General features: G+C 46.4%; 21 protein-coding genes. 13 read left to right on the top strand and 8 right to left on the bottom strand.

All coding sequences use genetic code 11. The features are described from left to right. Positions 1-37 precede the first annotated feature (37 nt). On the bottom strand, positions 38-1,369 hold the full coding sequence (locus MUK70_RS00285) for a hypothetical protein (protein WP_234656691.1): 1,332 nt from the start codon (positions 1,367-1,369) through the stop codon (positions 38-40). A gap of 192 nt (positions 1,370-1,561) precedes the next feature. Between MUK70_RS00285 and MUK70_RS00280 the strand changes: the two genes are divergently transcribed. The 3 genes from MUK70_RS00280 (at position 1,562) to MUK70_RS00270 (ending at position 3,406) form a co-directional block, all read left to right on the top strand. Next, positions 1,562-1,717 carry a hypothetical protein gene (locus MUK70_RS00280; RefSeq protein WP_234656690.1) on the top strand — a complete coding sequence of 52 codons (156 nt, stop codon included), beginning with the start codon at positions 1,562-1,564 and terminating at the stop codon, positions 1,715-1,717. A 100-nt stretch (positions 1,718-1,817) separates the two neighbouring features. Beyond that, positions 1,818-2,294, top strand: a complete 477-nt coding sequence (locus MUK70_RS00275; RefSeq protein ID WP_234656689.1) for a hypothetical protein — start codon at positions 1,818-1,820, stop codon at positions 2,292-2,294. Positions 2,295-2,497: 203 nt separating this feature from the next. Then, positions 2,498-3,406 carry a TolB-like translocation protein gene (locus tag MUK70_RS00270; RefSeq protein WP_234656688.1) on the top strand — a complete coding sequence of 303 codons (909 nt, stop codon included), beginning with the start codon at positions 2,498-2,500 and terminating at the stop codon, positions 3,404-3,406. A 54-nt stretch (positions 3,407-3,460) separates the two neighbouring features. Here the strand turns inward: MUK70_RS00270 and MUK70_RS00265 are convergent, their stop codons facing one another. Beyond that, a complete protein-coding gene (locus MUK70_RS00265) occupies positions 3,461-3,862 on the bottom strand; it encodes a DoxX family protein (RefSeq protein WP_234656687.1) in 402 nt (133 codons plus the stop codon). Between the two features lie 119 nt (positions 3,863-3,981). Here MUK70_RS00265 and MUK70_RS00260 point away from each other — a divergent pair, with 119 nt between their 5' ends. Then, positions 3,982-4,335, top strand: coding sequence for a winged helix-turn-helix transcriptional regulator (locus tag MUK70_RS00260; RefSeq protein ID WP_234607175.1), 354 nt, complete (start codon positions 3,982-3,984; stop codon positions 4,333-4,335). 219 nt (positions 4,336-4,554) lie between these two features. Beyond that, entirely contained in the window at positions 4,555-5,949 is a 1,395-nt protein-coding gene (locus tag MUK70_RS00255) for an alkaline phosphatase (RefSeq protein ID WP_234656686.1), read from the top strand. A gap of 138 nt (positions 5,950-6,087) precedes the next feature. On the opposite strand, the gene MUK70_RS00250 is transcribed toward MUK70_RS00255, so the two are convergent. Continuing rightward, the gene (locus tag MUK70_RS00250; RefSeq protein WP_234607173.1) at positions 6,088-6,672 is read right to left on the bottom strand and encodes a DUF4142 domain-containing protein; all 585 of its coding nucleotides are present in this window, start codon (positions 6,670-6,672) and stop codon (positions 6,088-6,090) included. A gap of 387 nt (positions 6,673-7,059) precedes the next feature. Between MUK70_RS00250 and MUK70_RS00245 the strand changes: the two genes are divergently transcribed. Further along, positions 7,060-8,616 (top strand): carbon-nitrogen hydrolase family protein, encoded by a 1,557-nt coding sequence (locus tag MUK70_RS00245; protein ID WP_234656685.1) that lies wholly within the window; start codon positions 7,060-7,062, stop codon positions 8,614-8,616. Positions 8,617-8,715: 99 nt separating this feature from the next. Here MUK70_RS00245 and MUK70_RS00240 read toward each other — a convergent pair whose 3' ends face one another. Together MUK70_RS00240 and MUK70_RS00235 are read right to left on the bottom strand one after the other, a co-directional pair. Further along, positions 8,716-9,129 carry a response regulator gene (locus MUK70_RS00240; RefSeq protein ID WP_234656684.1) on the bottom strand — a complete coding sequence of 138 codons (414 nt, stop codon included), beginning with the start codon at positions 9,127-9,129 and terminating at the stop codon, positions 8,716-8,718. Further along, positions 9,126-11,021 carry a PAS domain-containing sensor histidine kinase gene (locus tag MUK70_RS00235; protein ID WP_234656683.1) on the bottom strand — a complete coding sequence of 632 codons (1,896 nt, stop codon included), beginning with the start codon at positions 11,019-11,021 and terminating at the stop codon, positions 9,126-9,128. Before MUK70_RS00235 ends, MUK70_RS00240 begins: the two co-directional genes overlap by 4 nt. Before the next feature lie 544 nt (positions 11,022-11,565). Between MUK70_RS00235 and MUK70_RS00230 the strand changes: the two genes are divergently transcribed. The 5 genes from MUK70_RS00230 to MUK70_RS00210 all read left to right on the top strand — a co-directional run bounded on the left by MUK70_RS00230 (position 11,566) and on the right by MUK70_RS00210 (position 19,666). Further along, a complete protein-coding gene (locus MUK70_RS00230) occupies positions 11,566-13,557 on the top strand; it encodes a ligand-binding sensor domain-containing protein (RefSeq protein ID WP_244784597.1) in 1,992 nt (663 codons plus the stop codon). A gap of 212 nt (positions 13,558-13,769) precedes the next feature. Further along, positions 13,770-15,680, top strand: a complete 1,911-nt coding sequence (locus MUK70_RS00225) for an ATP-binding protein (protein ID WP_244784595.1) — start codon at positions 13,770-13,772, stop codon at positions 15,678-15,680. A 134-nt stretch (positions 15,681-15,814) separates the two neighbouring features. Continuing rightward, positions 15,815-17,047 carry an amidohydrolase family protein gene (locus MUK70_RS00220; protein ID WP_234656681.1) on the top strand — a complete coding sequence of 411 codons (1,233 nt, stop codon included), beginning with the start codon at positions 15,815-15,817 and terminating at the stop codon, positions 17,045-17,047. 397 nt (positions 17,048-17,444) lie between these two features. Continuing rightward, positions 17,445-18,794, top strand: coding sequence for a hypothetical protein (locus tag MUK70_RS00215; RefSeq protein WP_234656680.1), 1,350 nt, complete (start codon positions 17,445-17,447; stop codon positions 18,792-18,794). Between the two features lie 422 nt (positions 18,795-19,216). Beyond that, positions 19,217-19,666, top strand: a complete 450-nt coding sequence (locus MUK70_RS00210) for a DUF3291 domain-containing protein (RefSeq protein WP_234656679.1) — start codon at positions 19,217-19,219, stop codon at positions 19,664-19,666. 189 nt (positions 19,667-19,855) lie between these two features. Here the strand turns inward: MUK70_RS00210 and MUK70_RS00205 are convergent, their stop codons facing one another. The 3 genes from MUK70_RS00205 to MUK70_RS00195 all read right to left on the bottom strand — a co-directional run bounded on the left by MUK70_RS00205 (position 19,856) and on the right by MUK70_RS00195 (position 21,800). Continuing rightward, positions 19,856-20,452: a c-type cytochrome gene (locus MUK70_RS00205; RefSeq protein WP_234656678.1), complete on the bottom strand. Its 597-nt coding sequence runs from the start codon at positions 20,450-20,452 to the stop codon at positions 19,856-19,858. A 57-nt stretch (positions 20,453-20,509) separates the two neighbouring features. Further along, complete coding sequence (locus MUK70_RS00200; protein ID WP_234656677.1) at positions 20,510-20,770, bottom strand: hypothetical protein; 261 nt, start codon at positions 20,768-20,770, stop codon at positions 20,510-20,512. A 67-nt stretch (positions 20,771-20,837) separates the two neighbouring features. Continuing rightward, the gene (locus MUK70_RS00195) at positions 20,838-21,800 is read right to left on the bottom strand and encodes a c-type cytochrome (RefSeq protein WP_234656676.1); all 963 of its coding nucleotides are present in this window, start codon (positions 21,798-21,800) and stop codon (positions 20,838-20,840) included. A gap of 141 nt (positions 21,801-21,941) precedes the next feature. On the opposite strand from MUK70_RS00195, the gene MUK70_RS00190 reads away from it, so the two are divergent. Together MUK70_RS00190 and MUK70_RS00185 are read left to right on the top strand one after the other, a co-directional pair. Continuing rightward, on the top strand, positions 21,942-22,958 hold the full coding sequence (locus MUK70_RS00190) for an AraC family transcriptional regulator (RefSeq protein WP_234656675.1): 1,017 nt from the start codon (positions 21,942-21,944) through the stop codon (positions 22,956-22,958). A 283-nt stretch (positions 22,959-23,241) separates the two neighbouring features. Then, positions 23,242-23,580, top strand: coding sequence for a PadR family transcriptional regulator (locus MUK70_RS00185; protein ID WP_234656674.1), 339 nt, complete (start codon positions 23,242-23,244; stop codon positions 23,578-23,580). The last annotated feature ends 20 nt before the right edge of the window (positions 23,581-23,600 follow it).

Genomic DNA, 23,600 nt, shown 5'->3' with positions numbered 1-23,600 from the left:
CCGCATTGTTGCAAGCATGATTCACTTGCTTCTGGCATTAATGCAGGATAGCACTTGATTTGGTCGTGCCATGGTCAACCACAACCTTATAGCTATAATCGCCTGGGAGTAAGACTTTTTGTTGCTTGATGTTTGATAAAGGAAATTGTAGAATTGGGACTGCCTGCTTTTCATGAGCTTCTGCCTCATTTTTAATGTAAATCTGTAATAAGTCTCCCGGCGTAAAATTGACTTTGGAAAGCTCTATTATAAACTCCTTTTGATATCCGTCTGATAGCCAGTCAGCGTATCCTGTTGTATACTTTGTTCTTGGGAAAACAACCTGTAAGTCTATTTGTTCTGGACGATAGTTAGATAGAAATACTTGCCTGGTTGTTCTGTCTGAAATGATGGATGGGACCTTAATGTCATATTTCTTATGCGCAGCACTGTAAAATTTGTTTTCATGCGCTGCTGAAGACCGTTCGGCCATGCCTACGAGGTCAATAGACAGCGGATCGATTCCAGAAATACTTTTGAACTGTTCTGCCATTTTTATCCACCCATCATCGGATTTTTTTATAATGTGGGCATAGCCTGCTGCCACCAACACTTTCGCCTTGGGATTGGCCTTTAAAAAGGAGACAATATTTTCTGCGGCAACCTTTTCTCTTTGATTATTACAAACAAAGGGCTCCGTTGAATTACATGTAACAGTGTCATTATCATAAGATGCAATCGTAAAGCCAAGTTTTTTTGCCTCTCGCAACATATCTCCAAAAACAGGTTCTTTTGTATAAGTGCCGGTATTCTGCAATGGATATCCTCTATCGTTCAATAGCGAGTCCTGGTTCTCAAAATAGGCTTCGACAAACAGTGTGCGAAACCCTAAGCTGTAAAAATCACGCAACAAACTCCGGATAAACGCGCGGTGTTGCGGGCGGTGGTGGGCTTCATTAAACATAACCACCTGTTTATCTGCACTTTTCTGAATGATGAACGCATTCGCAGGCGTCGTTATAAAATTTTCGGAGAACTCGTAGACTTCCTGTGTCCTGCCCGGACTTAGCTGTGCTTCATAGTTCAAGGCCGCCTTGGTGTCCCCACAGAATGATTGATAAGTCATCATGACCTGATTAAACATACCCCTCTCCATTGGGTCGCTATAATGCTTCTCATACTTCCTTAGGAAATCCAGAGCCGCTTTATATCCGTGCATTGCAATTATCGAGTCTGCAAGGTTAAATAGCTCATATGCCTTTGGCACAATCAATGAATCTTGTACCATATGATTAAAAGGCACCTTACTTTCAAGAGGGACAACGTGGGTTGCCGACCCAGGAAAAGCAAACAGATGACATAAAGTTGTATAAATAATAATAAAAATCATATAGCGGTTATTTATATATTTAAGTAACATTTAAATATAGGCAAAAATTTAATAACCAAGCATACCAATCAAGGAGCATGACAGCAAACACGCATTGCAAATGCTGGCTAGACAAAGTTTCAGGGAAGCTGAACTTAAAAAAGTATCGCTAAACTGGTCCCGTTTGATACATTGTTCCTTGCAAATTCCGATTTGTCAAAACGGTTTGAAAAAGATGCAGCACTTAACCAGCCGGACAGGGCGACCATGTTTGATGGCGGAGAGCACAATTATACAGATTATCCAGCCCTGAATGGCTCCTGGCACCTGAAAAATAGTTTCCGACAGCAAACAAAAGGCGCTTTATAAGCGTAAGGATAATTAGTTAAACATTGCTGGCAAACGAATTCAACTTACGCCGGGATCTTTGCCCTGAATCTGGAATTTTACTAAAACAAACCATTATATTATGATTACTTATTTCAAAAACCGTTTCAGACAGAAACTTTTCACAGGCAACCGCACAAAAGCTATCCTTGCTTCTCTGCTGATTCTGAACATAACTACGACGTTTGTTGCTTGCAAGGATGATGATAAGAAGGAAGTCAGACCGAACTATTCCGGAACATATATTGGAACAATAGAAGGAACATTTTATCCAGATTACCAAATACCAACCGGCACCCCTTATTCCGAAGCGGCTGAATTTACCATCACAGATGATGGAAAAGAGGCCTTGATCGCCGGATTCGACAGTGTCCCCGACAAACTGGAATTTAGCAATACAGATATTGCGGGGTTCGGTATTGATGACGTCAGGAGCAGCGGAGATCGCCGGTTGAATGGATCAGGGAGTTTCAGCGGCGATACGTTAAAGATGACTGGAAGCTACTTTTTTTTAGACCGGTCACGTCGTCAGTACCGATTTGTCGGCGTTAGAAGATAGGCCGACCCTTATGTCCAACCATGGACAGCGGGTACTGGCGGCTTGTTCGCCATCGAACAAACTGAGCGATAATGCACGCTATTTCCGTTTTCAAAATCGCGTAAATACTTATAAAACAACAACTTGATTGCTGGCATAATTTTAAATATTACAGAACAATCTCCGTGTCAGACTGCAATCACCTATACCAGCCCCTGTGTGTTATGAGCCATTTACGAAGCCTATTTATCGCATTACTGATTTTGCCCAATTTACTGCTTGCGCAAAAGACTGCCTTGCAGAGCTCGATGTATTTAAACCAGAAACTCCCCGGTATAACGCCCGCTGTGTTTGCCCCAAATTTGATCTCTTCGAAGGATCACTATGAATACGGGTCCGTGTTTTCGAAAGACGGCAAGGAATTCTATTACGCCGTCATCATCAATGATAAGCCTCAGATCCGCTACAGCAGGTTTGTAGACAACACCTGGACAACGCCTGAAACAGTCATTAGTAGCGATAAATACGAGTATAATGATCCCTTCCTTTCATCTGATGAAAAGCGTTTATTCTTTATTTCCGATCAGGCAAAAGATGGAAAGGGTGAAAAGAAAGACTTTGATATCTGGTATTTAGAACGTGAAAAAGACGGTTGGTCACAAATCCCCGTTAATGCCGGCCCGTACATTAATACCGTGAAAAATGAATATTATATGTCCTTTACACAAACGGGCACAATGTATTTTTCATCGAACGGCGGCACCGACCAGACAACTGATAAGAACTATGACATCCGCTCATCCCGTTTTTCCAAAGGCGTATTTAGTCCTTCCGTTAAAGTGACAGATGCTGTTAACAGCGAGCATTACGAGGCGGATGTTTTTGTTTCGCCTGATGAACAGTATATGATTTTTTGCTCCGAACGTCCGGGCGGCATAGGGAAAGGTGATCTGTATATTAGTTTCAAAGGTAAAAGTGGGAATTGGGAAAAAGCTAGAAACATGGGCAAGACAATTAATACGGAAGGATATGAATTTTGCCCTTTTGTCACCGGCGATGGGAAATATCTGTTCTTTTCACGAGATGGAGATATTTTCTGGATGTCAGCTGAGCTTATTGATTCCCTGAGATAAACAGATAAGCTCCATTTGCTGACCTTGAAATGACTTCCCTTTTTTCCATCTTGGTCAGTAGTCTTTCCTTGAATATTTCCAGAGAAATATCACCATTACAGTTATCAATGTTACTGCAAAATTGATCCCGAGTTGCGAAACTTCACCTCTGGACACGTGAAAAATAATGGCTACGACCATCAGCAAAATGATGCCGTAGCTGGTATATAACGTCAAGACCGGCCATATGCGAAGTATCCGCGGAAGCAGTATGCCGATACCGGCAAGCGTGTCGGCCAGGCCCGCAATTGTTACAAGTAAAGGATTTCCCGTAGTCCAGGGCCACATCCTGGAAAGCTGATCAGCCGGTGTAAAAAGTTTAATAAACCCGCCCGATAAAAACGTTGCTGCCAAAATGATCTGCAACGACCATAGCAGTGTGTTGATTCTCCTGAATTTTATCTGTTTCTTTTCCATCTTATTTTGTTGTAAATCCGTGGGCAAAACTACCTATCTTTACTTTCCATACGATAGCGCTTCCTGATTGGATAGCGCTATCCGATTAGGAAGTAACTGGAAGCAAACTAAAAAGCCAGATGTTAACCAAGGGTGGTTGTCCCAAAACGGCACTTTCGATAAAAGATGCGCTAGAAGCCCTGGAAGGGCGTTGGAAGTTGCTGATTCTATTCTCCTTATCTGGTTCAAGCAAGCGATTTAAGCAGCTTTCAAAGGAAGTGCCTGGCATTACAGATAAGACATTATCAAAAGAGCTTAAAAACCTGGAAGCCAACAAGCTGATCACCAGAAGCGTTTACGACACTTTTCCGCCGACCGTTGAATATGCAATTACAGAGCACGGCAGATCGCTGGAGAATGTACTTGAAGCATTGCATTACTGGGGTCTGGCGCACCGCGCGGTGGTGATTGAAGAAAAGGATGTCGTGGGTTAGCCCGAGTTAAGATCAAACCATAACCCGCGCTCATTTTAACATTTCTTCTGCGACTGCCGTGTCTAAGTAGGCGGACCTGAGCGGGCCGGCATGGTAAAGGCAGAAAACACATTCATTAACACATTCTTCACGTTCGCCCCCGCATCTTAACATACAGTTAAAACATGCTCCCGTAGTTTTGTCGGCAGTCAAAACAGTTTGATTGCGGATTGAGCAAACATGAATAGAAGGGACTTTTTTACCAATGGTTCTGCCGGGCTTCTTGCCGGGCATATGTCGGTCTTCGGCGGGCGAAATGATGTTAAAGCCTTTGCCAAAGGCAAGCAGAGCGCCAAGAACATCATTTTTATGGTCAGTGACGGGATGAGTACCGGCACATTAAATATGGCGGACCTGCTTTTAAAACGCAAGCAAGGACAGGAAAGCGCCTGGATGAAGTTATATAGCGAGCAAGCTGGTCGCCGCGCATTCATGGAAACTTCTTCTTCGAGCGCGCTGGTAACCGACTCGGCAGCCGGGAGTTCGGCCTGGGGTGGCGGGCGAAAAGTGCCAAACGGTAACCTGAATGTGAATGCGGATGGCAGCTTCAACAAACCCATTTTACAGAAATTCAAAGAAGCCGGAAAATCGGTGGGCTGTGTAACTTCGGTCACCATTACACATGCGACACCGGCAGGTTTTTGCATCAATAACAAGTCCCGCGGCGATGAATCCGAGATTGCTGCCCAATACCTGGACCTGAAATTCGATGTGATGATGGGCGGCGGCGCTGAGTTTTTTCTCGGCGAAAAACGAAAGGACAAAGTGGATCTGTTTACAGCCTATGAGAAAGCAGGCTATGTGGTAGCCCGAAACCGTGACGCAATGTTAGGGCTCAACAGTGCCCAGAAACCAATTATGGGCATATTCTGCGAAGGTGCACTCCCCTACTCGCTGGATACATTTGAGAATCCTGACTTGCAAAAAACAGTCCCTACTCTGGCAGAGATGACCCGCAAAACGCTTGATCTCTTGTCCAAAAACCAAAAAGGATTCGCCGTTCAGATCGAAGGCGGAAAAGTGGATTGGGCGGCGCATTCCAACGATGCGGGCGGTCTGTTATACGACCAGATTGCGTTCGATCAGGCCATACAAGTTGCCTTGGATTTTGCCACAAAAGATAAGGAGACCCTGGTAATAATCACAACCGACCACGGTAACGCCAATCCCGGGCTATTTGGAGGCGATAAGCAATTTGATCTGCTGCAAAAATTCAGGCATACCAACAACTGGATACTGGGCGATCTTAGTGAAATGCCTACCACGTCAAAGCTCATCGAGCGCATCGAATTCGCGCAAGGTTATGCGATCAAAAAAGCAGAAGCGGAAAAGCTTTTGGGATTGTTTGGAGCAAAAAACGAAAGCGGCCTCTACATTGCCAACAAACCTGTTTTCCGCGAATTAGCCTTAATCCAAAGTCACTATACAGGAATTGGCTGGGCAGGTATGGACCACTCCGCCGATTATGTGGAACTGGCTATGTTCGGGCCAGGAAGTGAGAAACTCAGCCCATTTGTAAAAAATACAGATCTTCACAATTTCATGCTCGATCTGACAGGTATAGCCCGCGTTTGATACTCAGGCGTGGGCAACATTATACTGGTTTTCCAGCCTGGCAAACAAGCTCATGAGCGTCAAGACTGCCAGTTCCAGGCTGATGAGTAAATGCATAACAAGCTGGCGGCCAGGATAGTGACCGCCAGCCCTGAAAGCTTATTTAGTTTTATCAAGCGTTTTTACGTGTTCAGCATGTGCTTTGATCACCGGCAAGGTTTTGTCGATGAAAGCTTTTAGCTCTGCGTCTTTCACTTCTTTCTGCGCGTCCTCAAAAAGCTTCACAGTTTGCTCGTGATCTTTCTTCATCTGTGATATGTACGCTTTGTCAAAATCGCTTCCGCTCTTCGCCCCAAGATCAGCAGCTGCTTTTTGCTTTTCTTCATTGGGTGCCGAAGGCAAGGTGATATTTTTGCTGGCGGCAAGCGCTTTCAGCTCATCATTTGCTTTCGAATGATCTGTTATCATTTGTTTTGCAAATTCTTTTACTTTCGGATCGGTCGCTTTGTCACCTGCAATTTTACTTAATGCAACTTCGGCCATTCCGCCGTTGGCTGCCGCTACGGCAAACTCTGTGTCATCTTCGGCAAGCGCAGATGCAGAGTCTGTGCCAGCGCTGTCGGCGCTGGCCTCGTTGGTACTGTCGGCTAACTCTGTTGTGTCCGTTGTTTCGGTCGTTTTGGACCCGCAGCCCCATAACATTGCTATGGTTGCCAGTCCCATGAAGGTTGATGCAATTTTCATTGTATATAGATTGTTTTAGTGGTGATAAAATTCACTATGCCGGAAAACGCCGACATTCTGCGCCTGGCCATCAAAAAGCATGCCTAACAGCATCACCACAAGAGAGTCGGGCTAGGAATAAGGCTTTTCAGTTAAGATATATAAAGAAGCAATGATCAGACCGGCCTGCTTAATACAGTTAAAAGAATTGAATTACGCTATCTCTTGTTACTTCTCTTTATTATTCGCAGTTTTAACCGAATCCGGTTTGCAGAAGCCGAAGTAAGTACACATTCAATATTTGCCCGGACATTGCAATCCATAAATAAATCATTTTAAATAAACCGCCTACAACAAAACCAACCCCGTAAAAACCCTGTTGAAGACAGGTAACCGGAGTAAAATAACATGGAATCAAACAAAGACAACAAGACAATTGAGAATATAGAGCTGGTTTTTCTAAAACCGGAGGATTACCAGGAGATCAAAGAGATGATGATTGAAACCTATTCCAGTATGCCCGATGCATATTGGAAAGAACATCATATCAAGACACTGATCAACATTTTTCATGAGGGGCAGGTGGGCATACGAGTCGATAATGAGCTGGCCGGGTGTGCATTATCCATTATTGTTGACTACGAAAAGATCGACTCCAAACATACCTATAAGGCGATAACGGGAAATTATAGTTTCAATACCCACACAGACAAAGGCGATGTTTTATATGGAATCGATGTATTCATTCGCCCCAAGTTTCGCGGGCTGCGGTTAGGCCGGCGTCTGTATGATTACAGGAAAGAGCTGTGTGAGAAACTAAATCTGAAAGGGATTGTATTTGGTGGCCGGATCCCGAATTTTCATCAATATTCCCATTCCATGTCCCCAAAGGAGTACATTGAAAAGGTGCGCAACAAGGACATTCACGATCCTGTATTAAATTTTCAGTTGTCCAACGATTTTCACCCTGCCAGGATATTGCAAGGCTATCTGGAGGGTGATAAGGATTCTAACGAATATGCCGTACTGCTGGAATGGGATAATGTTTATTATGAGAAAATCTCCGATCAGGCTGCCTTTAAAAAGACCATTATCAGGTTAGGCTTGATACAATGGCAAATGAGGTTGTACAGTGACTTCGACGAGCTGATGCAGCAGGTTGAATATTTTGTGGATGCAGTATCGGGTTACCGTTGTGATTTTGCACTGTTTCCCGAGTTTTTCAATGCCCCGTTGATGTCGGATTATAACCATCTTTCGGAACCGGACGCTATAAGAAAGCTCGCAGAATTTACCGAAAAAATCGTTACCCGCTTCTCTGAGCTTGCTATCTCCTACAATATTAACATCATTACCGGCAGCATGCCCGAGGTCGTTGACAACAGTCTCTATAATGTAGGCTACTTATGCAAAAGGGATGGCGGAGTCGAACGGTTCGAAAAATTACATGTAACCCCCGATGAAGCAAAAGTATGGGGCATGCAGGGTGGTGACACCCTGAAAACATTCAATACGGACTGCGGAAAAATAGGCATCCTGATTTGCTATGATGTAGAATTTCCTGAATTAAGCCGCATTCTGGCCGATGAAGGAATGAACATTTTATTTGTGCCCTTTCTGACCGACACTCAAAATGGCTATTCAAGGGTAAGGAACTGCGCCCAGGCAAGGGCGATTGAAAATGAATGTTATGTGGCCATCGCCGGCAGCGTCGGCAACTTGCCGAAAGTTCATAATATGGATATTCAATATGCCCAATCCATGGTTTTTACCCCCTGCGATTTTTCATTCCCTACTAACGGAATAAAAGCCGAAGCAACACCCAATACGGAAATGATTCTGATTGCAGACGTGGACATTGATATGCTGCGGGAATTGAATCAATTTGGAAGTGTTCGAAATTTAAAAGACAGAAGAACTGATATCTATTCCATAATACGCAAAAACGAGACCCAGAATCAATAGTACCGGTTCTGGCTCGCTATGAGCAAAGGAGGACTCGCTTTAAGGTTAATCAGGGTGGATACTGGCACCCGGCAAAACCAAGGCCTGTCCTCTTTCTGCTTAGTTTTGCATCAGCTCCGGACCTACCATGTTATATACCTGGGTAACAAACGCGTTATAATCTGTAAACACATCAGGTTTAATAAGGAATTCACGTGCCCCCAGGCGCAGGCACTTTTCCCGGGTGGCAGCCATATGGGAGGTCGAAGTGGCAATGACCCTTACCTGGGGCCGCGTTACGCGCATTTCAGCTATAATATCATAGCCGTTTTTCCCCGGCATGTTCAGGTCCGTTACAATCAGTTGCGGTTGCTGCTGGGGCATATCTTCCAGCCATTCCATCAGCTGGTCACCATTCCCAAATTCTCCTACGATTTCAAAACCGTCGCAAGCCCCGAATGCTTCTGCCATAAAGAAACGCTCATCCTCATCATTTTCTACAATGGCCAGCTTTATCATGTTCACTCTATTCATATTTTGGTAGGCTCGTTAGTTGGTATCATTATATGGAAGCTCGTCCCTTGTCCCGGCGATGATTCTGCCCATATTTTCCCATTATGGCGCTCAACCACTTTTTTGCAAATCGCCAGGCCCATACCAGTCCCTGGATACTTGCTGGCAAAATGCAACTTCTTGAAAACGCCAAATACCTTTTCAAGGTGCTGCTCGGCGATCCCTATCCCGTTATCCGTAACGACGATACGCAGCACATCGCTTTCTGGCCATGACCGGATCGACACTTCGGGCGTTTTCCCATCCGTGAATTTAAGTGCGTTTGCCAGTAGGTTTTGGAACATTTGAGCGAGTTGTACCCGGTCACCAAACAAACCCTGAGTTGTCATATCTTTACTGATTTGAGCTCCGCTTTTTCTTATCGCATCGTCCAGGTTTAGCAGCGCCTCTGCTACAACATCATCCAGGTCCAGCTTTTCCCGCTTTAAATCTGTCTTGCTAACCTGCGAATACTGCAAAAGGTTATCGATCAGGTCCTGCATCCGCTGTGTGCCTTTGATGCTTTTTAAAACGCTGCTACCGATCGCCTCATATTTTTGCTGGGCGATTTGCTGTTCGATCAGGTATAAATAACTTTTTACAGACCTGACGGGCTCTTTCAAATCATGGGAAACGATGGCTGTGAACTCTTCCAGCTCATGGTTGACAGCCGATAATGCGTTGTTGGTCGTCATCAATTCCTGCACAAGCTGACGATATTCATTGGATCGCTCCTGCAGACCCTGCTCAGCTAATTTGCGTTCGGTCAGATCCCTGGTGACCTTTGAAAAGCCTGTCAGCAAGCGTTCTGTGTCGTAGACGGCAGTAATGACTATATTGGCCCAAAAGCGGCTGCCGTCCTTTCTCAGACGCCAGCCTTCCTCTTCGTATTTGCCTGTTGCCCGGGCAATACGCAGCTCTCGGGCAGGCTTGCCGCTTAGAATGTCTTCCTCGGGGTAAAAAATTGAAAAATATTTGCCTATCACCTCCTGGGCAGTGTAGCCTTTAATACGCTTTGCCCCTTCATTCCAACTGCATATCCTGCCTTTGGTATCGAGCATGAAAATACCATAATCGCCCACCTGTTCAACCAATGACCGATAGCGGGCCTCGCTTTGCCTCAGGCTTTCCTCATTTTGCAAGCGGCGGGTCAGATCCATTGTTACTTTCGAGTACCCAATAAGCTTATTTTGATTATTAAACAGGGCCGTCAGCACCACGCTGGCCCAAAACAGCGAGCCGCCTTTTTTAACCCGCCAGCCTTCCTCACGGTATGCGCCCGTTTGCCTGGCAATTTCAAGTTCCCGATCCGGCTTCTTGTCAATGAGGTCGGTGGCCGTATAGAATATTGAAAAGTGTTTTCCCAATACTTCGCTCTCGGCATATCCCTGGATCAGTCCCCCGCCGTCACTCCAGGTAATGATGTGCCCCTGCGGGTCTAACATAAAGATTGAATAATCCTTGACCGCTTCTACCATCAGCCGGTAGCGCTCTTCGCTTTCCAGCAGCTCGATCTGGATTTGTTTTCGTTCCGAAATATCTCGGAGCACCACGCAAAAGCCCGTATGCTCTTCCTGGGTAAAGATCGGAGCATAGGAGGTTTCGCACCAGAAACGAGTGCCATTCTGGTGAACCTTCCAGCTTTCAACCACCAATTTTTTATGCTGTAAAGCCTGATCGCGCTCATATTGATACTGGAACAAATCCCCCTCCCCGTTTCCTAATGCGTGAAATGGCTTTCCCATCAGGTCCCCTTCCCTGTAGCCCGTGATATCGCAGGCGGCAGGGTTACAGGAGACGATTTTTCCAGACATATCCAGTACAACCACTCCCTCGCTCAGGTATTCAAAAATAATATCATTGGTTATTTGCATGGGGGAAATATACTATATCGGAGCGCAAAATAAAATCTTGACTATTCCATTTTGAGAGCAAGACGGTAACCCTCCCAGAAAACCTGAATACAAACCGATTCGCCTCCTAGGTTCCAGAACGAGCTTTCTTTGAGTAAAAAGAGCAACGACAAGACCAGCGTCTGATCAATGATATGGGTTTTAAGGTAACGAAAACATGCTTGTGATGATATTGCGATATATCCACTATAGTGCTCAGTGATCTGAAAAAACCAGTTGGTTGCAACTTCTTCTTCCAGATCACTGCACTTGATGTATAAATCACTGAAACGTAAAGTCGGGTTCGCGGATCTGTACTACCTAAAATTAAACGCATATTTCGTTTTTCTAAATTATTAAAATCAAAGGCTAATTGCTTCTTGCTTAATGCGTTGCATCATGAGTAATATGGATTGGGATCAGAACCATGCCTGTGGCTTCCAGGAAATTAATTACCTTGTTGAACATTGATAATCAGGTTATTCATAACTACGAGATTGTTAAAAGCATTAGACTTTGGCTACCCATGAAAAAATTAAAACGTTTATGGTTCGTAGTTTTACTGTTGTCATCCTCGGGCAGGATTTTGGCTCAGCAGCATCCCTTTCACTTTGAGCACCTGTCTACCCGGGAGGGGCTTTCTAACAACTTGATCAGCGCAATTTGTCAGGATCAGCAAGGCTTTATGTGGTTTGGCACGGCCGACGGCCTTAATAAATTTGATGGCTATCAGTTCACCGCTTTCCATTTTGACCCCAATGCCGGTAACAGCACATTACAACATACCATTGTTACCGATGTTCACGAAGACCGGAAGGGCCGCATCTGGGTGGCAACGATGGGTGGCGGGCTGCACCAGGTGGACAAGCGTACCGGAAAAGTAACCGCATACAATCAGCTTCCGGGACTCTCCTATTACTGGAACGTCATTTTCAACCTATTCGAAGACCAGCAGGGCATTTTATGGCTCGGCACTCCGTTAGGACTGCTGCGATTTGATCCTGAAACAAAAAGTTTCAAACAGTATCCAATGGAACGCGTCAACCACATTATCGGTCAGGATGCCCGCGGGAATCTGCTTGTTGAAGTCAAGTCTAGGGGAAAGCTATTTTGGTTTAACAGGCCAACTGGCGTTTTTACCCCCATCCACATTCAGCTGCCTAAACTTACCCATAATCCGAATGTATGGCGAAGAGCTGCCAGCGGGCGACAATTTGCATTGCCATATCAGGCCGATAAGCCCGTGAGCCCCTATGCATTTATGCTGGACAGATCCGGTGAACTCTGGATAGGAACAGAAGGCAACGGGCTTTTTCGGGTGAAAGTTACCGGTGATACGCTTACGCCTATCGCTTATAATCCTAAGGGACTGGTCTACCAAACGATTTATGAAAGTGGAATCTTTGAAGACAGCGCCGGGACGGTTTGGCTATCTTCGCCCGAAGGTCTGCAACAGATCAACCCTAAAACAAATGAGCTGGTTACCCATCAATCCGACCCTAAGCAGCCTGGAAGTTTGAGCAGCAATGATGTGCGGGCTGTTTTCCGGGACCGGACTGGCATGGTCTGGATTGGCACTGACAATGGGATTGACCAACTTCCGGCAAAACCCAAAGCATTCCATACATATCCCGCCTACCTTCCGCCCACTCCGATCAGGTTGTCAGAATATAATTTTCAGGCAGTGTTGCAAGATCACACCGGGGCAATTTGGCTGGGAAGCCTTCAAAAGGGGCTTTATCGCTGGGAGGCCGCAACGGGACAGCTGGAACATATTAGGGCAAACCCAAAAGACTCTAAAAGTTTGTCAAGTGAAGGTGTTTCAACACTTTTCGAAGACCATGCCGGCCAGGTGTGGGTCAGCACCAAGGAAGCGTTGCACCGACTCGATCGGGCAAGCGGCACATTCACCCGCTACGCCACGCAGGTTCCTGCCATGTGCATGGATGAAGACAAGGACGGCAAACTTTGGATCGGTGGATCGGTTGGTCTGAAAGGAGCAGTTGGTCGCCTGGACCCGTTGACAGGACAATGGAAATATTATACCCGTGATGTATTGCAACCAAAAAGTGAAGCAACGCTGCCCCCAAACCGTACATTAAGCCACTTTCTAATACTCGACATATTAGTGAGTCGAACGGGAAATATCTGGATTGCCACGGCTCAGGGGCTTAACAAGTTAGATCCGGCAACCGGAAAGTTTACGTATTATCAGGCCAGCCGAGCACATTCGCCAGGCACATTGACCGACAACTGGACCCGCGCACTTTATGAGGACGAAAAGGGCATGCTGTGGATTGGCACCAATCACGGCGGACTGAACAGGTTTGATCCGAGATCCGAACAGTTTTCGTTCTTTACCATGAAAGATGGGCTGCCTTCTAACCAGGTAGTTAGCATTGCTCCCGACAGCCTGGGAAACCTTTGGCTGGGTACAGGTCATGGCATCAGCCGGTTCAATCCTTCTCAGCGCAAATTCAGAAATTTTGATGTGCGTGACGGGCTTCCCCGACAATGAATGCAATCTGGGGAGTGTGCACAGCAGGCAGGGGAAATTACTTTTTGGCACAATCAATGGTGCGGTTGGCTTTGACGCCATGCAAATAAAGCAGAACACTATCATTCCACCGGTGCACCTGACAGGCCTGACGGTCCCAGGAAAAAAGGCGGCCGATTCCGGCGGGTGGGTTGGAGCTTCCATATAATGAAAACTTCCTTTCCTTCGAATTTGTGTCCCTCAATTATGATGCACCTGAAAAAAACCAGTACGCATTTCAGTTAGTGGGGCTGGATAAGGAGTGGATTTATACAGGTAACCGTCGCTTTGCCCGGTACACGGACCTGCGACCAGGGTCTTATACATTCCGTGTTAAAGCTTCCAACAACGATGGTGTCTGGAACCAGACCGGCACCTCGCTGCAAGTGATCATTCGCCCGCCCTGGTGGGAAACGCGCTGGGCTTATGCGCTCTACGCAGCGCTTGCTCTTGCTCTAATCTGGCTGGCCCGGCAGCAGCTGATCAAAAGGGAACGACTTAGCAGCGAATTGAGATTTGAACGGCTTACTGCCGAAAAGTTGCAGGAAATCGATACACTTAAATCCCATTTTTTTGCCAATCTGTCCCACGAGTTCCGGACGCCTCTCGCATTGATTAAAGGAACCATTGACAAATTACAATCAAAGAAAACAGGCGAGCCCATAGCAGATTATGCACTTATCGACCGCCAGGCCGGGCAGTTGCTTGAAATGATCAACCAACTTCTTGACCTATCTAAATTGGAAGCGGGCAAACTGGCGCTTAGCCCTCAGGCTATTGATCTAAACAGTTTTTTAAAAGAACTGGCCGGATCATTTATCGCTTTGTTTGAGAGTCGACAGATAACCTATCGGTTCACAGTTCCTATGCAGCCGGTTTGGGTGAATGCAGATCCGGACAAACTTACCAGGATCCTGTCGAACCTGCTGAGCAACGCAGCAAAGTTTACGCCAGCCGGGGGCCAGGTGCAGTTTTCTGCTTTTTTGGAAGATGTGCAGATTAAAACACTCGGTTTACGCATCATTATTCAGGATACAGGAATTGGCATTCCCAGCCACCAGTTACCATATCTTTTTGACCGCTTTTTCCAGGCTGACAGCTCCATAACCCGCAGCTACGACGGCACGGGAATCGGTTTGGCACTGGTGAAGGAACTCGTAGAACTTCATGGAGGTACGATAAGCGTGGACAGCGCAGAGCGACAGGGAGCCACTTTTACATTAACTCTGCCACTTTCCATGGCTGACCAGGAACAAGGATTTGGTCAAAAAGCTCTTCACACATTGACTGATTTTGCATTCTTACCGACACAAGAAACAAAACCTGAACTAGCAGGACAAAAAGCGCAGCTGCTAATCATTGAAGACAACATCGACCTACGTAATTATTTAGTGGATTGCTTCGCTTCAATGTACCGCACGCTGGCAACCGATAATGGCAATGATGGATATAATTTGGCTGTGACGCATTTTCCTGATTTAATTATCAGCGACATTATGATGCCCGGGATCAATGGGGTTGAACTTTGCCGCCGCCTGAAAACGGACGAGCGTACCAGTCATATTCCTGTCGTTTTATTGACTGCCAAAACCGGCACAGCAAGCAAACTGGCTGGGTTGGAAACCGGGGCCGATGAGTATTTAACCAAACCATTTGACCGTCAGGAGCTCGTAATGCGGGTTAAAAATCTTTTGGAGGGCAGAAAGAAATTGAGGGAAAAATTCAGTAAGCAACTTGTCGTGCAGCCGGCGGAGGTAACGGTTACGTCAATAGACGAGAAATTCCTGCAAAGCGTTTTTGCTTCGCTTGAAAAAAACTTGTCCAATGCTGACTTTGATGTGCGCACATTTTGTCAGGAAATCGGCGTGAGCCAGACGCACCTGCACCGCAAGTTAACGGCATTGCTGGGACAATCAGCCAATGAGCTGATCCGGTCATTCCGGTTGAAACGGGCGGCCAGTTTGCTAAGTCAGCAGCATGGCAATGTCAGCGAAATTGCATTCATGGTGGGATTTACAAACCCGAATTATTTTACAAAATGCTTCCGCGACCAGTTTGGTCAAACCCCAACCGAGTACGTCCGCCTTCACGCGCTAGCAAAATAATGCCTTTTATCTACAAAATTCGACCATGGTTGATCCTTGCTGAACTGCGGTCTGTTTGCGCCAAGACTTAATGCAGGGCGTGTATATGTTTGGCCATTGAATCAATTTTCACAACCAAGCAAATCTCACAGGCCATGTGTACACGCAAGTTTAACCGCCTCGATAACATTACAAATGACGACATTCCGGTTAACCGCCGGACTGCACTAACCCAGCTATCTGCATTTGCAGGTGTCGCAGCCTGGCCTTCGCAAGCATTAACTGTGCAGGACCAGCGAAACAATGTCAGGCCGCCGACTGCGCCGAAGCGGGTTAGAAAAATTGCGACCGAGGAAGCTTTTATGATACCCGAGGTTGCCAATGCAATCCGCGACCTGGTGCGAAAGGGCGGGTCGAATCTGGATATCAAACTGCTTACTACGGTGTTCGACAGTCCCGCCGCGACTGCGCAAGACCCAACAAAGGCACCGCCTCCGATATCGAACCGCGATGCCGGCGCGCGGTTACTGCTCCCCAACTTGTTGGATTTGGATAAAGGTCGACTTGCCAATATGGATGCATCCGGCGTAGACATGCACGTGCTTTCCCTAAGCTTACCCGGTGTGCAGCTGTTCGAGGCGGATCAGGCAGTTGCACTTGCTCGCCTTTCCAATGACCAGTTAAGTGAGGCCATTCGCCGCCATCCAACACGTTTTGCAGGACTGGCTTGTTTTGCACCTCAGGATCCGCAGCAAGCCGCCAAGGAAATGGAGCGCGCTATCAATTCGCTAAAACTGAATGGCTTTCTTGTCAATTCGCATACAGGTAATGGATATCTGGATGAACAACGATTCTGGCCGATCCTGGAAGCGGCCGAAGCTTTGGGCGCTCCGCTTTACATTCATCCGCGTGCTCCATCTGACGGTATGGCAGCGCCATTTCAGGATTACCGGCTGGAAGGGGCGATATGGGGATACGGCATTGAAGCGGGCACGCATGCATTGCGTTTAATGCTCAGCGGCGTGCTTGACCGTTTTCCAAAATTACAAATTGTGCTGGGTCACATGGGCGAGGCCCTACCCTTCTGGCTTTGGCGACTGGATTTTATGGGTGCGCCGGGTGCGCGCGCCGGGCGGGGTAACCAGCTTAAACCCAGCGAATATTTTAAACGTAATTTTTCAATAACCACCAGCGGGGTTGAAGATCCCCTCGCCCTCCGTTTCTGCATCGACAAGCTTGGCATTGACTCCATCATGTGGGCCATTGATTATCCTTTTCAACCCACAGCCCCAGCCGTCGCATTTATAGAATCTGCGCCACTGTCCGAGCAGGAGCGGGCAAAAGTAGCGCATGGCAATGCAGAGCGGATTTTTCGGATTCAAATCTGACCTCAGGCATGAAGTACTGAAAGAAACTCTAATCTATATAGTATTTCGCCAGGTCAAATGCTTTTGGCAACCCATTCAACGAGCGAATTGAACATGCGATCAAGGGTTTAGGCACATGGGCGAGAACACTAATTAGGGCTTTGCCATGTTAAATTAAGGTCGGGGAAAAGAACGATTGGAAGTAAAGCAAGCATCCAATCAAAATACCAGTCAATACAACCTAATTGAAAATTATAGGTATTTAGCCACGAAAAAATACAATACACAAGCTTCCCATTTCCACAAACAAGGTAAGGTGATCAATTTTGCATTGCTCAGCGGCAGCATCTAGTCTGCACCGCAACGGCCCCGTGCCATACATTCGGGCTGCAAACATTTATCAATTTTAGCCATTGCCATGAAAAAATTTGCCTTCGTTTTTATTGCTTTTTACTGGTCAGTCTCCTGGTCGTCAGCACAGGATTCTTCCCACTACCAGCTTCGCCTTTCGGTTCCCGTAATTGATCTCCCTCAGAACAAGGACCTTCCCTACCGATATCCATCCATGAACCAAGCTCTGGAATTCGCTGCTGACTTTTACGAGCTTGGATATCTGGGCATTGATAAGCTGGGAAACACGCTTTTTAAGCCAAAAAGTAAAAACTATACATTTGGAAAGAAGTTGCTGAATGGTGGGTTTAAGTATTTACTCAGTGCTGCTTTTGTTAAATATGGAAGTGAATTGCCCATCCCGCTTGGCGTATGGGCCCATGAAGAATTTCACCGGTCTGTTCTTGGAGTCAAAAATATTGCTTCAAAGAATGGCAACTGGTTTCCACATCGGTGGGACGGGACGGTATATGGTATTAGTGATGAGGATCTTACAACACTCAAAAGCAAAGATCCTAACCAGCTTCTTTATGCTTACATTGCCGGTGTCCAGTCGGAGGTCTTAATGAACCGGAAGATTTCTGTTCAGGATTTTTACAACAAACGCACCTTGCCTAAAAATGCGCTTATCCTTTATAATGCGTGGTATGTTTGGGATTATTTCAAATTTTCATCCAGCTCGGTAACGGATTCCGTGAAAGTATGGGGTGCAAAAAGTGAAAACCCGGATCCAAAACAACGGGATTTTGCAGGCGCGGACTTAACAGCCTGGGCTTATGACATGTTCAGTCCCGAAAAACCTTACACCGACCGGGACAAATTTCCTAATGGAGAAGGCGTAAATCGCCGGATCGGCTACTCCGATTTGTCCGTTGAAGCGCAAGAGTATTTGTTAAAGCAAAAGAAGTTGTCGCTGCTGAATTTTGTAAACCCTGCCATATTTTTCATTAACCGGATTCCGCTCAGCAGGCATACATCATTCAACTTCTTCATGCAATATGCCCCTACATACTTTGGAAATGACATTTCTCTAACACTTCCGGTGCAACACCACAATACCAATTTTCTTTTAGGCGTGCACAAGTTTAGTAATCTCAAATCCGAAGGCTATGGGCTTGATCTGGGCCTTTACAACAGAAAACTGAACCGACGCATGGAAACTGACCTGGTCATGCGCATATGGAACCAGCCAAAGAGCTTTTACAATGATGCCAAAGAAACCGGCGGAGCATTGCAACTGGACGCACGCTACCGGATCACAAAGAACATAGCCTTTGCCCTGGCGCTTAACGGCAAAACCAAAGGCTGGCAGATCGGCTCTCCTTACCTTAAATCCAATTTCTCATCCAGTCTAGGGTTGAGCTATGCTTTGAGATAAAAATCTGCTGATATCCAGGAACGCATATACTCCCGTTTTTTCCTAAATAAAGTTCAAGTTCTTTCAATCGCCACAAAATCGGAAGGGATCAAAGTGGTTGTTATCCGACAATCGTGCAATGAGCCAGGAGGCTATCAAAAAACTTTTGTCAACACAAAATTGGCGATCAATACCCGGAACGAATGCATCAAGGTTTAATGCCCAGCCGGCAGGTTATGGATTCCGAAATCAGCCTCCACAGAGCGGAGATATAGCCGAATTCTGGACAAGGGAAGGCAATACAATCAGCATCCAGGAAACCGCTGGCGGTAAAACCCATAAGATAAGCTTTTACAACAATAGCAATAGCCCTGACTACCGGTTCAATCTTCGTATTGTGCGAAGTAAATAATGATGCAGGGAACCAACTTTACTACCAAAGAATGAAACAATTTCAACTGGCACAAATTAATGTGGCTAAAATGAAGGGCGTAAATATCAATGACCCGATGATGAAGGAATTTGTAGACAATCTGGATGCTGTCAACGCACTTGCCGAAATGAGTGAAGGATTTGTGTGGCGTTTGAAGGAAGATAATAATAATGCAACTGACCTCGATCCTTATCAGGATCCCACTATTATTACGAATATCTCGGTCTGGCGTGACGTATCCACTTTGCAGCAATTCACTTATCGCTCTTTCCATTCTGATTTTCTGAAAAGAAGGCGCGAATGGTTTTCAGTTTATGGAAAAGTGTACATGGCCATGTGGTGGGTACCATCAGGTGAATATCCCACAATGGAGCAGGCAATGGAGCGAGTAGAGTATCTGGCAAAAAACGGTCCATCGCAATATGCATTCAGCTTTAAAAACAGTTTCTCAATGCCATAATCGCGCACCGTGGCTTAGACTGAAAGGTCACTTCAATTGAGCTGCAATTAGTTGGGTAAGGTATTGTCCATATTCGGCACGGTTCTTTCCTAATTGATGTAAACTATGTACCAAAACCTTCAAAAAGAAAAGCTGGCTGATTGCAGTCAACGCAGCAGTTTCAGGCTGTAAGCTTTGCCCGACCCCGACTCAGATTTGTCCCGGGGGGAGATGCGCGGGAACTACGTTAGGCACAGGTTTCAGCGATTTCAGATAAACAAAAATGGCTTTCATGTCCGCAGATGACATCTTGGTGTAGTTCTGCCAGGGCATGGGCGGCAGCAGCGGGCGGTTCGCTTGAATCCCTTTAAACTTACCTTTTCGCATCGCCAGATTGAACTGCTCAAATGTCCATGTGCCGATCCCCGTATCATCTGGTGTGAGGTTAGCAGCAAAGGAAACACCCCAAGGCCCGGCGAAAGCTGTGTTCTGGGCATTGAAAATGACCCATTGGCCCGTTTTAACGACATTTTTGTCATAGGCGCCTAGTGGCTGGGCGCTATCAAATCCTGACAGGAACCGCTCCATATCCGGAACTGGACCTTGTGGGCCCAGCTTCTTCGGAGAGTGACAATCAGCGCAGCCCATGATCGTAACCAGATATTCCCCACGCTTCACGAGATCCGCCTGTGGCGATTCGTGGCGAAGCACTTCTGTTGTTTTCAGGCCTTTTCTTGCTTGTTTTTGTGTGTTAGCAGCACAGGTTAGCCAAATAGCGGCAGCTATAACGATGTATATGGTTCTCATAAGTTTTTTTTGATATGTATTGGTAAAATCCTACCAGGGAATAGGCGAAAGCAACAGCTATCTGGCATTTGCAATCGCGCTGAAGGATGCCCGCACTTTCACAGTAGTGGTCATCTTGCCCTCCTTTGTGGTCAAACTCCCACCTTCCGGCCCGATCGTTTTAATTGTTGCCGGTCCGATCGGCTTCCCGAACGCGGTCACCGTTCCTGGTCGATAAACCGGATTTTTGGACGGTTCTTTGGTATCCGGCAGCCTGGTTTCGCATGCCCATAGAAATAGTAGCGAAATAATAAGTAAAGAAGAAAATACATGATTCATGGCTTGGTTGTATTGGGATTGATTATTGGTCAGATAGTAGGAGCTTTTTTTTAAACGGCGTTCGTTCTCAGGACGACTTTGCCTTCGCAGGCGTAAATCGCGGAACCTGGTTTTTGACCGGTTCAAGGGATTGGAAAAAGTAGTACAGTGCTTTTAGATCGTTTTGGGTAAACGACTGAAAAGATTTCCACGGCATTGGGGAGTTGGAGAAGGCAGCCCCGGTTTCAAATCTTTGAATGAAATCGTTGACGGTCCAGGAGGTCAAAACGCCGGTTTCTTTGTCGGGCGTGAGATTCGGTGTGCCGAAAACACCATTCTCCACCGGCATTTGATACCCTCCTGAAAATTCCTTTCCGATAAACTCACCGGTTTTGCCCCGCTGCGTGTGGCAGCCGACACAATTTGCAACAGAGACCGCCAGATATTTCCCATATGCAGCCGTCGTGTCGGGTGCGACATAGCTGGGCGATGTCGGCTGGCTTGGCTTCAGTACGAACCTAGCCACGATCTTACCAAGTATATTCAGGTCATTTTCCTGAACTGCATGGTTGATGGGCTGAATGCTTCTCAGATACGAGATGATGGCCGAAATATCCTGATCACTCATGGTATTAAACGTCATGAAAGGCACCATGGCTGTGTTGTCATGTTTGACCGAATTCCGGATGGCTCGTGCCAGCATCTCGTCTGAATAACTCCCGATTCCGGTAGCGCTGTCCGGGGTAATGTTCGGTGTGTAAAGTGTTCCGAAAGGGAGTTTGATTTCAAGCCCGCCGGACAATCCTGACTTTGTCCCTTTCTGCACATTGGTTACACCGTCCGCAGCATGGCATGTCCAACAGTGAGACGGGCCCGTCACCAAATACCGGCCCCTGGCAATCACGGCTGCATCACGACTCGATTTTATCCCGGTTGCCGGGATTTGAAACTCTTTTTTGTAGCTGAACTGAATGTACAACAAGAACAGGCCCAGCACAGCCGCAATGGCCAGCACGAACCGCACCAACCCCTTAACAATTTTCTTTTTCATGGCTATAAATAATTAATGACTGATTTGTCTTTGGTGAGCCCTGGTTAAGGTCGCATAGCAGGTGCTCAACGGTGCAAAAGTATCTTGGCAAACAATCAAGAAAAGATGTACTTTACGACAATTTTTAAGCCTTCTCAGAATATGAAGTTTCAATTGTCTATCATAAGGGACATGATTTATGAGGCTGTTGCTCACGGGGTCAAATTAGATGAGCTATGCAGGCGGACAGGCGTAACGGCGGCCGATCTTAACGACACTGACCGACTGGTTGACTGGGAATTTGCCCCGCATTTGTGGGACGATATCGTGGAGCTAACAGGCGACGAACTGATCGGCCTGCAAATGGGACGACGCATGCGGCCAACGGCATACGGGATGATTGGCTTTCTTTTGCAAACCTGCAAAGATGTAAGAGAGGTGCTCCATTCCATATCTCAATACAATGAGACGTTTTCTTCTATTTACACTTACACGCTCGAATTACAGCCCGACCGGGCAGTGCTGTATATGGAACCGGATGCATTGTGGGCTGCAAAATATCCAACGAGCGCCCGACAAGCCTCGGACATCGGAAAATCTTCTGCTGTTTACATTTTGAGGACTTTAACAGGTAAGAAGCTCACACCCGTTCATGCTTTTTTTTCGCATAGGAGAATGCATGCGGATGGGTACCGGAAAGTACTTGAATGTGAGCTTACATTCAACGCGCCAAGAGACGGCCTTGTTTTCCGGCGCAGTGATATGGACCTGGCTGTGCTCGGGCACGATGTTTCGCTGTTTGCTTTGTTTGAAAATCTGCTTCGGGAGAAGCAAAAACAACTTTCAGCAGACAAAAGCTTCTCAGAAATAATCAGAACGTCAATTTTGTCCAGCTTCAAAGGGCAAATACCACCGATTGACATTATCGCCGCCCACCTTAAAATGCACACCCGAACTTTTCAACGCAGGCTTTCTGCCGAGAAAATGAGTTACCGTTCGGTGTGCAATAATCTTCGCAGAGAACTTGCTTTGGCTATCATTGCACAATCTGACAAAAGCATTAGTGAAATTGCCGAACTGCTTGGTTATGCAGACCATACCAGCTTTCGGCGGGCCTTCAAAAACTGGACGAAATCGTTGCCAAAAACCGCACGCGTAAAGGATGCAGTCAGGACTTAATCTGAATATATTTTTGTAAGTATATCAAAAACACCAACATTTCGGAATCCGCGCTAACACGTTTAAAAAAAGGAAAATTTGCCGAGAAATTCCAAGCGCAACGCGTTGCTAATGGACTCTCATTTTCATTAGGTACGGCTGTCCATTTTGGTACGCCCGCGTTCAAAAACGGACATTGTACAATCTGATTTTTTACAAAAAACTCGCCAAAATCTTCTAATAAGGCATTCGCCCAAACTGGCACAGCATTTGATCGACATTACCATAGGAAATCGCTGAAACCATGAAACGAGCATTTTTAGGAGAGTTTGAAGAATTGGTCCTACTTACGGTGGCCATCCTCGAAGAGGATGCATATGGCGTTTCTGTGACTCAGGAGCTCGAAGACAAGACAGGCCGGACCGTCGGGTTCAGCACGGTGCATTCCACTCTTCAGCGTCTCGAAGAAAAGGGTTACGTCTCTTCCCGTATGGGTGGCGCGACGGCCGAGCGCGGTGGTCGCCGCAAGCGCTTTTTTACCGTTACGCCCTTTGGGCGGAAGGCATTGCGTGAGGTAAAACAAGTGCGTGAGGACCTGTGGAGCGCATTGCCCCCTGCCGCCCTGCAGTTGATGGGAAGCTGAATGAAGCATTTGAACAAAAC

It is taken from the genome of Dyadobacter chenwenxiniae, assembly GCF_022869785.1.
GTDB lineage: Bacteria > Bacteroidota > Bacteroidia > Cytophagales > Spirosomataceae > Dyadobacter > Dyadobacter chenwenxiniae.
Note: the sequence above shows the minus strand (reverse complement) of the source record. Positions and strands in the feature narration are given on the sequence as shown.